7 protein-coding genes and 1 CRISPR repeat array are annotated in these 13,293 nt (G+C 30.8%); all 7 genes read left to right on the forward strand.

Translation table 11 applies throughout. The features are described from left to right. Positions 1 to 4: 4 nt before the first annotated feature. Positions 5 to 3,415, forward strand: coding sequence for a pectinesterase family protein (locus tag WMO38_RS04370; protein ID WP_349161655.1), 3,411 nt, complete (start codon positions 5 to 7; stop codon positions 3,413 to 3,415). 482 nt (positions 3,416 to 3,897) lie between these two features. After that, complete coding sequence (locus WMO38_RS04375; protein WP_349161657.1) at positions 3,898 to 5,961, forward strand: hypothetical protein; 2,064 nt, start codon at positions 3,898 to 3,900, stop codon at positions 5,959 to 5,961. A 22-nt stretch (positions 5,962 to 5,983) separates the two neighbouring features. Continuing rightward, entirely contained in the window at positions 5,984 to 10,300 is a 4,317-nt protein-coding gene (gene cas9 / locus WMO38_RS04380; RefSeq protein WP_349161658.1) for a type II CRISPR RNA-guided endonuclease Cas9, read from the forward strand. Between the two features lie 22 nt (positions 10,301 to 10,322). Next, entirely contained in the window at positions 10,323 to 11,132 is an 810-nt protein-coding gene (gene cas1 / locus WMO38_RS04385) for a type II CRISPR-associated endonuclease Cas1 (RefSeq protein WP_349161775.1), read from the forward strand. Between the two features lie 11 nt (positions 11,133 to 11,143). Continuing rightward, a complete protein-coding gene (gene cas2, locus WMO38_RS04390) occupies positions 11,144 to 11,449 on the forward strand; it encodes a CRISPR-associated endonuclease Cas2 (protein ID WP_186836667.1) in 306 nt (101 codons plus the stop codon). Further along, positions 11,446 to 12,153, forward strand: a complete 708-nt coding sequence (gene csn2, locus WMO38_RS04395) for a type II-A CRISPR-associated protein Csn2 (protein ID WP_349161660.1) — start codon at positions 11,446 to 11,448, stop codon at positions 12,151 to 12,153. Before cas2 ends, csn2 begins: the two co-directional genes overlap by 4 nt. Before the next feature lie 82 nt (positions 12,154 to 12,235). Beyond that, positions 12,236 to 12,535: a CRISPR direct-repeat array (repeat unit 36 nt; unit sequence ATTTTAGGAGTATGTTATTTTGAATGGTAACAAAAC). Positions 12,536 to 12,839: 304 nt separating this feature from the next. Beyond that, complete coding sequence (locus tag WMO38_RS04400) at positions 12,840 to 13,274, forward strand: MarR family winged helix-turn-helix transcriptional regulator (RefSeq protein ID WP_349161662.1); 435 nt, start codon at positions 12,840 to 12,842, stop codon at positions 13,272 to 13,274. Positions 13,275 to 13,293: the final 19 nt, after the last annotated feature.

Raw genomic sequence — 13,293 nt, forward strand, 5'->3', positions numbered from 1 at the left:
TTTTATGCGATTTAACAAATTATTTAGAAAGGTATTTGCGGCAGTTTCTGCGGTTACTTTGATTGTATCGGGGATGCCTGTAGGATTAGGTGTTACGGCATTTGCAGCAGATACACAGACACGAAAAATTACGTATTCGTTTTCAGCGAATTCAAGTAAGAAAGCACCTGCAGCAGGGGAAATTCTTGATGGAACAGCCGGAGAGTCCGGCGGCATTTTGTATGTGTCACAGGATGCGGGAAACAGTGGCGTTACATATGATAGTGACAAACTTCGTTTCAGACAGGGAAGCGTATTATATCTCCCGGTAAAAGATGACACAACAAAAGTAAAATATGAGCAGTTATGTTCAAATGCTGCAACTGACAGACCTGTATATATCGGCAGTGCTGACAGCGGATATTCTGTTCAGATGAAGACAACAACACAGTCTGTAACAGTGGATGATATTACGGGTTATATTGTTGAAAAAGAAGGGCAGAAGTATCTTCCTGTTATATCAGGCGGAGATGTTAAGATCAGAACAATGGCTTTGACAGAATATAATCCGATTATAAATGTCACAGTTACAGGTACAGTGGCAAATGCAGCAGAAAATGGAATTACAGAGATTAAGTTTGACAGTCTTACAGACAGTTCTGCAAAGACGGTTACTGCACAGGTTGACAGCAACGGCAAGTATTCCGTTGTATTAAAGAGAGTAAACGGCAGTGCCAAGTACGAAGTATCAATAAGTGCTGTAGGATTTAAGATTAATGATACCGATAACGGCAATATTCTCGAACTTACAGGTGAAAATGCTACGGCTGTTAAAGACTTTGAAGCAGTTGCCGATGCAGTTGCAACAGTTTCAGGAAGTATTATGGGAATTCCGGCAGATGCTGTAAAAGGAACAGTTTCAGTTAAATTTGTACCTGATAATTCAAAGCTTTCAACGATTGCTGTTGATGTAAAAGCACAGACAGACGGTTCTTACAGTTTTTCAAATGTAAGTATTAATTCGAGCTCAAATTATTCAGTAGTATTAGGCGGCGTTGACGATTATGAAGTTACAGAAAAGTTAAACAAGGCAGCAGGAGATTATACAGATGTACAAATCGCTGCAACACAGAGAGTAAAGGTTAATGTTTCAGGTAAGTTCGTAACCTCAGATGACAAAGCTTCAGATGTTACAAAGATTACATTTACAAACAAATCTGACAGTAACTATTCTTATTCATTTGATGTAACAGGTGACGGATACAAAGCACAGTTAAGAGCAGGCGAGTACGATACATCAGTTGTATCTGAAAAGTATACTGCATATGACCATGTAAGTGTCGGCAGTTCAGATGTTTTGAATGATGTTTATCTTGAAACAGAAGCAGATACATCACCTGTTAAATATCAATCTGAAGTAAAAGTGGGTAAGGGCCAGCAGTTTGAGACTATAACAGATGCAGTTAAGTATATAGGCAGAATGGCAAGAACAACAGAGAGAGTAACAATTACTCTTACAGATGCTTTATACAGAGAGCAGGTTATGGTTGATACTCCTTATGTTACTATTTCAAGTGAAGCAGGCTCAACAATAACATGGTATTACGGTTCGGGTTATACTTATTACAGTGCAGATATGAATGGTTATTACAGTGAAGCAAGAGCTGTTGATAAGTATGAAAAAGGCGTTGCAATTGGAATGGGAACAGGCCACTGGGGAGCAACAGTTAATGTACTTCCTACAGCTACAGCTTTCCGTTCAGAAGGTGTTATATATGAAAGTTCATTTAACAGATATATGACAACAGAAGAAGTTGAGGATGGCGTAGGCAAAGGTGGAGATAACTCTAAGGTTGACCGTTCTAAAGCAACAGATGCCGATATCAAACTTTATAAAAATAAGGAAAGAGCTTGTGTTATTTTCATTGAAGCAGACCAGAGCGAATTCAAGGACTGCCAGTTCTTAAGCTCACAGGATACAATGTTTACAGGAAATAATACAGAGCATACATATTTTAAGAATTGTGTCATCGAAGGTACAACAGATTATATCTGCGGTGACGGTAGTGCGGTATTCGATGGCTGTACATTAAGCATGTATGGATATGGTGACAAAGCGGCTTCAGGAAGTATCATTGTTGCGTCAAAGGCACTTTCACAGTTAGGTTATCTTTTCAACAACTGTAAAGTTGTAAAGACTTCTTATCCGGGAATTAACAAAGGTATAACAAAGACATATTTTGCAAGACCATGGAGAGCAGATTCAAAGGTTGTATTTTTAAATACAGAAGTTGAAGATGCTAATACTATCGCTCCTGCAGGATTTACTTCAATGAGTAATGTAACACCTGCAAAGGCTAAGTATTATGAATATAATACACATCTTGCAGACGGAACAAAGGTAAGCACTTCAAGCAGAGCTGCAGGCGTTAATAAGATGACTGATGAAGAAGCATCAGCAGTAAAACTTGAAGATTACTTTGAGGGTTGGACACCTACATACTATACATCAGGAGATGTTAAGCCGGAACCGGTTGCTGCAGACTACACAGCAGTAGATGAAGCTATCAAAGCTGCGGAAGCTCTCAACAAAGATGATTATGAGGATTTCTCAGCAGTAACAAAAGCAATCGAAGCGGTAGACAGAACACTTACGTCAGAAGACCAGGCAAAGGTAGATGCAATGGCAAAGGCAATAACAGATGCAATTAATGGTCTTGTTAAAAAGCAGCCTGTTGTTGAACCTGATGATCCGGGTAAGACAGACATCAAAGTTGACATTGATAGAAATGAAGATGCTGCTGATTTCAAGGATATTGCATCAGTAGGTGACGTAAAGGTTAAAGATGAAGAAGGCAAAGACCTTACAGTAAGTGAAATTAAGTTAAATGTTGAGAAAGCAGCAGCTTCAATATCTGAAAAGATTGATGCGGCTATTGCTGACAAGAATATCAATGGATTCGATTCAAAGAATGCGGATTATTATGATATTTCACTTAAAACAACAGACGGAAAAGTTGTTAAGCTTTCAAACGGTAAGATTAAGATTACTATGTCATACAAGAAAGGAATCAATGCAGCAGATTACAATCTGTATGTATTCCATATGAATAACAACGGAGTTCTTGAAAGTGTAGCAGTTACAGCGGATGAAAATGGTTTCTCATTCGAGGCAGAGTCATTCAGCCCATATGCTGTAGTATACGCAGTAAAGGATTCGGGAAGCGATATAACACCGTCAACACCTGAAAATCCAGGAAATGATGAGACACCGGGTACAACAGAGACACCGGGTACACCAGGTACAACAGAGACACCGGATTCATCAGTTTCAACAGGTGACAGCTTAGGTATGTTCATGTATATGATAATTCTTGCTGCTGCATTGGCAGGAATGGCAGGAGTAGTCGTAAACGACAGAAAAAGAGCAAAATAAAAACTGTTTGTAAAAACAGGTAATAAAAATTAAAATTCCATAACAGGGTAAACACCCCCTCACGATATTGAATCTGCGAAAGCAGACAGATGTCGGGAGAGGGTGTTTTTGTTTTTCTTGGGGGACAAATTGGTATAAAAAAAGGGCTGCCATACGCAGCCGCTGTCATTTGGTTTAAAAATTTATTTTAACCTGCTATGTTATTTTGAATGGTAATAACAATAGTATAATAATATTTATTATTATAAATGTCAATAGTAAATAACATAATTCCTAAAATTATAAAATGACAAATGTCAAACAATAACTTAAAAGAGAATATACATGATTCAAACTGAAATGTCAAATCGATATAAAAAATAATGTCATTTTATATGGGTAAAAATATTGACAATATATGTTTGATAGAATAATATATAGAATATAAAAATGTAATATTATAAATTAAATTTTAGTCATATAAAACATAGGAAGGAATGAGAATGGAATTTTTAAAACAAAATATCTTAGAACTTGGAAAATATTTTCAGACTAATTGTATTGAGATTGATAAATCTACATATTTTACAGTTATTATTGGACAGATAACTATTTATGGTATTTTAGTAACATTTTATCAATTTGTTGTTTCGTATAATGGTAATAACGAATTAGTAAAAAAATATTTAGGAGTTAATGTAGTTGAATATTACGTGAAAAAGAAAGTGGTAGTTTTTGATAAATTTATCTCAAAAAGAATTTTTTCTTTTCTTTTTATTTTGGAAATATTATATAAACCAGTTTCGGTTTTACTGGGTAATAAAATAGATAAATGTATATATTATATGTTGAATTCCATTTGGTATACCATTTCGGTTTTGTATTTTATTGTGTTTACAATTATGCTAAAAGAATTTATAAGTTGTACTTTAACAATAAAAAATTTTTCAAATATAAATCAAAATATATGCTTAAAAAAAGATATTGATAATTTGAGATTTAAAAACTCAATAAAAGATAAGATATATATGGAGAATATTGAGTTATTGATTCGAAAATTTGAATGTTTATTTATATATATAAAAGAAGATAACAATGATACGATTGAAATTTATTATGATGTGATAAAAACGATGTTAGATAACTATGTTGATAATAAAAAGAATGGAAGTACATTGTTTTATAAATATACGTATAGAGTAATAAAAAAAGATAGAAGAGATTGGATTATAGATAGTAATAAAGAAATATACTTGCTGAATGAAATTTTAAATAATAAACGTATTTTGGAAAGTAAAAAAATTTTAATTTGTATTTATAATATTTACATTTCTTTGATTGACCTAAATTTAAAATATGCAGAAATAGATGATTACAAATACATACAAGATGATAATTATTTTAATGAATATAATAATGAAAATATACTTGATGTTAGTGAATGGAAAAATTTTTTATACAATATTTATATAAATTCTGATGATAATATAAAAAAATATATAATAAAACGTTTATTTAGGAATATTAATAATAGCAATAAACTTTATCAACAATATTATAATCGGTGTATATATGAATTGGTAAGATACGAAATAAATAATATATTCAATGGAAGAAGACAAGAAAAATCTTTTTTAGATGTGTTTGGTGATATTATAGGACAAGAAAAAGTTAATTATTATTGTGCTAAAATAATTGGAAATAATTTACTTCAATATAATAAGATTAATATAATTAAAGATGTTAATTATTTAAGTGAGTTGAACTGTACATATTTATTTGCATATATAATGTTATATTATTCCCTTTATAAAAATAGGTATAATCAAATGTATTTAGACATAAATATTTTGAAAATATTATGGAGACACCATGGTGATTTTAAAGACAAAAATAATATTATAAAACAACTAAAAGATTCAAATATTGGTCATAGAATAGATGATAATATATATAATAGATTCATTGAATATATGTATGAAAAAAATGAAAAAATGATATTTGCTAAGAGTAGAAATGAAAGCACCTTAGATATGTTTTGTATATGGACAATGAAAATATGTGTTATTAATAATGAGATTCCCATGTACTCTTTATATAAATTGGAAGATTATAAAAAATATGAACACGAAATTATAAAATTAATAAATGAAATTTCGAAACATAATGAATTGTTAGAAAATAATAACATTAAGCAATGGATATATAATGTTAGATATAATTTTTTTAATAGAGAAAAGGAAATTCCTCAAAATTTATTAATTGAATTAAGAACTTTATTACTTTCAAATATTAACATTGATGCTGTTTTGAAAAAAATAAATGATACAAATATTTTGTATTATAATGACTTTGGAAAATATTTGTTGGTTAAAATTGATGATATACCGTCTCAAATAAAGCAACAGGACAGGATTAAAGAAACAATTAAAAAAGCATTTACTATGAGTAATATGGATATAGAAACATTTTTAAACGAATTAGTAAAAGAAAGTGAAATATGTGGATGCGAAATTGATTATTATCAAAAAGAGATAATGCGTTCATTTTTATTAAATGTAGATTAGTATTAATGTGGAGGTAAAATTAATGAGTTTTAACAGAAAGTGCAGTGCTAATTATTGTTTAGGTCTTGACGTTGGAACGGCAAGTGTGGGGTATTGTGTTATAGATGAAAATGGGAAATTGTTTAAAATTAACCGAAAAGGTGATACCGGAAATAATAAAAGGAACAGTTTATGGGGAGTACGGACATTCAAGTCAGGTGAGACTGCAAAAGGATGCCGTATAAACAGAAGTGCTAGACGAAGATATTCAAGAACACATACACGAATTTTAGAGTTAAGAAAAATAATGTCAGATATGGTATGCAAAGTTGATGAAAATTTCTTTGCAAGATTGGATGAATCATTTTTGTGGAAAGAGGATAAAAGTGATAAGGCAAAATCTGATTATATATTATTTGCAGACAAGGATTATACAGATAAAGAATATTACAAGAAATATCAAACTATATATCATTTAAGAAAACATTTATTAGAGACAACAGAAAAAGCTGATGCAAGATTTATATATCTTGCATTGCATCACATGCTCAAGTATAGAGGAAACTTCTTATATGAAGGCCAAAAATTTACGGAACTTGATGATTTTAAAATCATTTATGAACAGTTTGTAACTTCATTAAAGGAATATTTAGAGATAGAGTGTAATTATGATGAGATTTCTTGTGAGGAAATTGAAAAAAAATTAAAAGAAAAAAAATCTAAAAAAGAAAAAAATGATGAAGTATCAGAAATATTAAAAAAACTTGGATTAAATAAAAAGTATGCGGGAGCAGTAGCAAATGCGATTATAGGATATAAATTCAATGTTGCAGCAATTATGAATGATAAGAATTTGTGTGATGAAAATGGTAAAGAGATGAGTGTTAGTTTTGCATCAGCAGATTATGAAGAGGAAGAACAAAAATTATCAGATGAACTTGGTGAAAAATTTTCTGTTATAGAAAACTTGAAAAGATTGTATAGCTGGTATGTGATAAAACAGATTATGCAGGGAAGTGACAAAAATCGTGTAAATTATTTATCAGAAGCAATGGTCGCAAAATACGAAAAACATCATGCAGAATTGAAAGAACTAAAAGAATTATTCAGAGATTATAAAACACAGAAAGAATATAGTGAATTCTTTCATAAAGAATTAAAAGCAGAACAAAAAGACGGTAAAATGAGTCCGGCATTTTTAAAAAGTTTTGGAAAGATTAAAAAAGGAGAGTATGTGCCTAATTATGCCAATTATATTAAGGGAATGAAACGATGCGGTGATACGCAATCAAAGGCAAGAGAAAATTTGTATAAATGTATTAAGGCACTATTAGGTGATGTTGCAAAAGATGATGAAAGATATATAAGAATATGTGCTGAAATGGAAAATGATTCATATTTAGAAAAGATAAATGATGTAAGTAATTCAGTTATACCATACCAGTTGAACGAAATGGAAATGGAAAAAATATTGGATGTTCAGGGGAGATTTTATCCTGAATTAAATGACAATAAAGAGTTAATTTTGAAAATGCTTACTTCAAAGATACCGTATTTTGTGGGACCGCTAAATTCCGGTAGCAGGTTTGCATGGATGAGTAAAAAAGCCGGAATGGAAAATATATCAGTATACCCATGGAATGTAGAAGAGGTTGTTGATGTTGATAAAACAGCAGAAAAATTTATAACAAGAATGACTAATTATTGTACCTATTTGCCGTGTGAAAAGGTACTTCCGAAACATTCGATAATTTATCAGTGGTATGAGGTTTTGACGGAACTTTCTCAAATAAATATTGATAAGATAAAGTTAGGAAAAGAAATGAGAGATGATATAATACAGAATCTTTTTTTGAAGAAAGTTTCTGTATCGGAAAAAAATTTAATAGAACATTTAAAAAAATCTGGTACATATAGTGATATTGATAACAGGGTTATAAGGGGATATCAGGGTGGAGATAATTTTGCAAGCTCTATGAGCAGTTATATAACATTTAAAAAGATATTCGGTGAAATAAATATGTCTAATATAGATATGATTGAACAGATTATCTACTGGCTTACAATATTTGATGACAAAAAAATCATCAAAAGAAAGATTGAGCAGAATTACAGAGAAAGAATAAATGATTCTCAGTTAAAGAGAATAGTGAAAATTAAATATACAGGATGGGGACAGTTATCTAAAAAATTCCTTACAGGAATTAAAGGTGATACAGGACATACAATTATAGAAATGCTTGAAGAAGGCGATCCAAGGTGGAAAGAACTTCCTAATCTGATTCAGATTATAAATAAGGATGAAAAAATAAAAACTGTTATTGAGGAAAACAGATTAAGGTACAATGGTGAAGATGATTTGCCGGATATTATTGATAAATTGCATACGTCGCCTGCAAACAAACGCGGAATAAAGCAATGTATGAAAGTTATTGAAGAAATAATAGAATATATGGGCAGAAAACCTGAACAGATATTTATTGAATTTGCAAGGGAAGAGGGGGAAAAAGTAGAGACTAAAAAGGTAAAGGATAAGATAGATAAAGCTATAGGTAAGTTAAAACAGGAATTTAAAAATTATTATAATAATGATATTAAGCAAGAATTAAAAGATAATGAGAAAAGACTTGATGAAGAAAAGGTAAGATTATATTTCTCACAGAACGGTAAGAGTTTGTATTCTGCTCCAAGTGCAAGTAATCAATTAAGTCTTGATAATCTCAATCAGTATGATGTAGACCATATTATACCTTATTCAATCAGTCAAGATGACAGTATGGATAACAAAGTTCTAGTTAAAAAGATTGAAAATCAGAACAAAGGAAATAGGATTGTTTCAGACGCATTTGGAAATAAAGCTGATTATAAGGAAATGCAAAATTATTGGGAGATGTTATATAAAGCAGGACTAATATCTGGGAAAAAATATAATAATCTTAATAAATCACTTGATGAAGTATTTTCTAAAGGATTTATTAACAGACAGCTTGTAGAGACAAGACAGATTGTAAAAAATGTGGCAAATTTAATAAGTGATTATTATGATGATAAGATTGAAGTAATAGAGGTAAAAGCACAATTAAGTTCATATATACGCAACAAATTTACGCAAGAAAAAAAGGATGATGATGGATTTTGGATTGAGAATACAGAAAATGCAATGTTTTTTAAGAATCGAGGATTAAATGATTATCATCATGCACATGATGCGTATCTTGCGTGCATAATAGGTCTTTATATACAGAAAGTATATCCGGGATGGAAAAATGAATTGAATTTCAAAAAGTACAGACGAGAATTTGAAAAGTATTATGAAGAACAAAAGAAATATAATACCAAATCAAAAAAGGAAATATATATTTCAATGCTTAGCAGATTTACAAAGAATTATGAAAAAGCAGGGTGGAACGGTGAAGAAATTATTGAGTATATGAGAAAAATCTTTTGTTACAGAGATGTAATGATTTCTAAAAAAACAGAAGAAAATACCGGTAGTTTTTATAATCAGACAAGATATCCAAAAGAGAAATTGGATGGAAATAAGAAAGAAACTAAACTTATTCCATTAAAGAGTGGAAATAATCTAAGAGGAAAAGAGGGACTTAAAGAACTTTCGGTAGAAAAATATGGCGGATACCAGGGTGGCGAATGTGCATATTTTGTTCTTGTAAAATATTATACTGTTAAAAAGAAAAAGAAAACAGAAGAAAAGCAGTGGAAAATGGAGTTTGTCGGTATTCCTACATATATTTCGTATGAGATTAATAAAGGAAATATCAATTTAAAACAATATGTATGTGATAAATTAAAAAATGATACCGTAGAAATATTAAGAGGTAAAATTTGCAAATATCAAGAACTTATGGATGAAGAAGGTAATAGATATTTTCTTGTTGGACCTACAGAAGTTGCTAATGCAAAACAATTTGTTCTTGGAAGCAGGTATCAGAAATTTAACAGATTATATTCATATATTAATAGCGAAAACTGGCACTATATAAGAACTGATGAACTTGAAAAAGAAATAGATGAGTTCTTTAAGCTGCTACAGAATAAGATACATAACGAGTTTAAAGGCTATATCAAGGATATAGATAAAGTTATAGGAGCAAATACATCAAAGCTGGATATAGATAAAAAAATAGATTACTTTAACGAAATATATAAAATAGTACAGGCTAACAGTAGCCGTCCGGCTGTATCAAAATTCAATATTGCCGGCATAAGCGATGGGCTCGGAAGGAAAAGAAGCCTTCCTTTTAAGGATAAAATAATAATAGTTGACAAGTCAGTGACAGGAATTTACGAAAGGAGAACATGCTTTGAGTTGGAGAACGGTGGTAATACAAAGTCATGTTAAGTTGAGTTATAAAAATGATTTTATGATTGTTCGGGGTGATGAGGTTAAAATGATACATCTGAGTGAAATTAATACGGTGATTATTGATTCCACTCAGGTGTCATTGACATCATATTTGTTGTGTGAATTTGTAAAAAGAAAAATTAAGGTGATTTTTTGCGATGAAAAGAGAAATCCAAATAGCGAATTAGTTCCATATTATGGTGCTTATAATTCAAGTAAAAAAATTAAAAAACAGATTGCATGGAATGAAGAATATGCACAGGGGGTATGGACACAGATTGTTTGTCAAAAGATATTAAATCAGGCAAATCTTTTGAAAAAATATAAATTCGATTCTTACGAAAAGTTATCAGGATATGTACGAGAAATGGAATTTTTTGATTCGACAAACCGTGAAGGGCATGCTGCAAAAGTATATTTTAACAGTCTGTTCGGAAAGGGATTTTCAAGAGATGATATGAGCTCCGTAAATGCGGCATTAAATTATGGGTATGGGATTTTACTTTCCAATTTTAATAAAGAAATAGTTGCGGATGGTTATCTTACGCAGCTTGGAATAAAGCATATTAATGAATACAATCCTTTTAATCTGACGTGTGATTTAATGGAGCCTTTTCGTGTTCTTGTTGATGAAATTGTATATAATAATATAGAAAAAACATTTGATAAAGATTTTAAACTGTTGTTGGTTGATGTTCTTAATAGTAAAGTTATGTATTGTGGGCGTGAATACTATCTTACAAATGCAATTCAGATTTATCTTGATAAGATATTTGATGCTATTGAACATGAAAGTTTTGATACATCAATATTATATGAATTTGCATGAGTTTAAGATTTATGAGAGTTATGGTACTTTTTGATTTGCCCACAATTACAGAAAAGAATCGTGCCGAGTATAGAAAATTTCACAAGTTTCTGATACAGGAAGGATTTATTATGATGCAGGAATCTGTGTATACAAAACTTGCACTTAATGGAACAGTAGCCGAACTGATAAGAAAGAAAGTTAGAAAGAACAAACCGCCTGAAGGCTTAATTGAAATGCTTATTATAACTGAAAAGCAATTTAGCGGAATAGAATACATATCTGGTGAAGAACAGAACTGTGTTATAGATGGAGAGGAGCGACTGATTGTAATATGATAATGAGAATACCTTCATTTGAAAATGATATTGTTTTTTCTGAAAATTATATAAGTGTGCTTCATATACAAAACGGTACATTGTTTGCAAGAATAATAGGAAGCATTAACAGTTTTATAAACGGAGTTGAGGAGCTAAACGAAAAAATTATTTTTATCGATGAGGATGAAAAAATAATGAAAGCTTCCAAAGATATTATGCTTGTTACTGATATATGGAATTTTGATTTTAATCAAAAGAAAATACAAAGTGCTTTGTTTCAGAAAATAGAAAAAATATATCAGCAAGAGTATGAAAGATTGAGTGATTTTCAGACACATTTTCAAAGTTTGCAGATAAATGCTATGGATGTATGGGAAGATTTACCGTTCGAATTTGAATACAAAGACAGTATCGGAGTGCAGGAATATCTTAAACTTCTAGGTTTAAAAATTGCAATGAGTGACAGAGATTCTAAAATCATAGATATTGTATTGATGATAATTGATGTTGTTGAATATTTTGGAATAGCAAAATTAGTTGTTTTTACTAATTTAAAACTTTATTTATCGCAAAAAGAATTGGAAGAGGTTTATAAATATATCATGTATAAAAAAGTAATGGTTCTTTTGTTAGAAACAGGAGATGAGAAAGAATGTGTTAAAAATGAAAAAATTCTGTTTTTAGATAGTGATTATGATGAACTTATGATGTATAATGACTAAATAATAGTTGACATTCAGAGTAGAGATTAGTTGCTATAGTCCCAAAAACTCCTTGTATAATGTTATAATATACGAATTTGACATTTTAGGAGTATGTTATTTTGAATGGTAACAAAACAGAGCATGTTTTCTATGCTCCTCAAAATCCATTTTAGGAGTATGTTATTTTGAATGGTAACAAAACTAAATAATATTTAGATAATTCATCTATTTGATTTTAGGAGTATGTTATTTTGAATGGTAACAAAACCTTCGGTTATCATTTCATCCGTGTAGCTGTATTTTAGGAGTATGTTATTTTGAATGGTAACAAAACCCGGCTGCATCATTAAGTGACTGTATAATCATTTTAGGAGTATGTTATTTTGAATGGTAACAAAACTTTTAAAGGAATACAAAGATTTAAAGTTCCGGTTCACTTGGATGGTGCATTTAAACAGATGTTTGTTTCGGATTATGAAAGTAATAATGCAGATGAACTGGCAGAGTGGGTATATGATAACTGCCTTGACGTAGTAAATCCGGTAAAAGTCAAAGAAAAAGCGGAAAATTATTAGAAGTAAGTCAGTAAATATTAAAAAACTATAAATCAACAGCACGCTATTGACAGCGTGCTGTTATTTTTGTAATATATTAGAACATCTAAAAGAAACTATTTATCAAATTTTATGAAAAGGAATGAGCATATGTTTGGAGAAACATTGCATTGCGGTGAACTCATAAAGAGACTTAACGATGCACTTGGAAGAAAGGCTAATAATACGTTGATGTGCGATGATGTTACCCTTTCGCAGATTAAGGTTCTCGCCACTATCAGCGAGGCACCCGATGAGACGATAACGCTAAAAGAACTTGAAAAGCATTTTGAAGTTAAACAGGCAACGATGGCAGGAATTGCTGTACGTCTAGAAAAAAAGGGGATGATAGAGGGGTTTTATGATTCAAATGATAAAAGAATCAAACATGTAAAGCTCACGGCAAAAGGTGAGGAGATATGCAAGACGGCAAGAGCTTCAATGGATGAAAATGAGAGGGAACTTTTAAAGGCACTTAATGATGATGAAAAAAGACAGCTTAGAAATCTTTTGCAGAAAGTATATGACAGTATCAAGTCATGCTGACTGTAGACTTATAAGGTGA

This window comes from Lachnospira hominis (ex Hitch et al. 2025) (assembly GCF_040096395.1).
In the GTDB taxonomy this organism is placed as follows: Bacteria; Bacillota; Clostridia; order Lachnospirales; family Lachnospiraceae; genus Lachnospira; species Lachnospira hominis.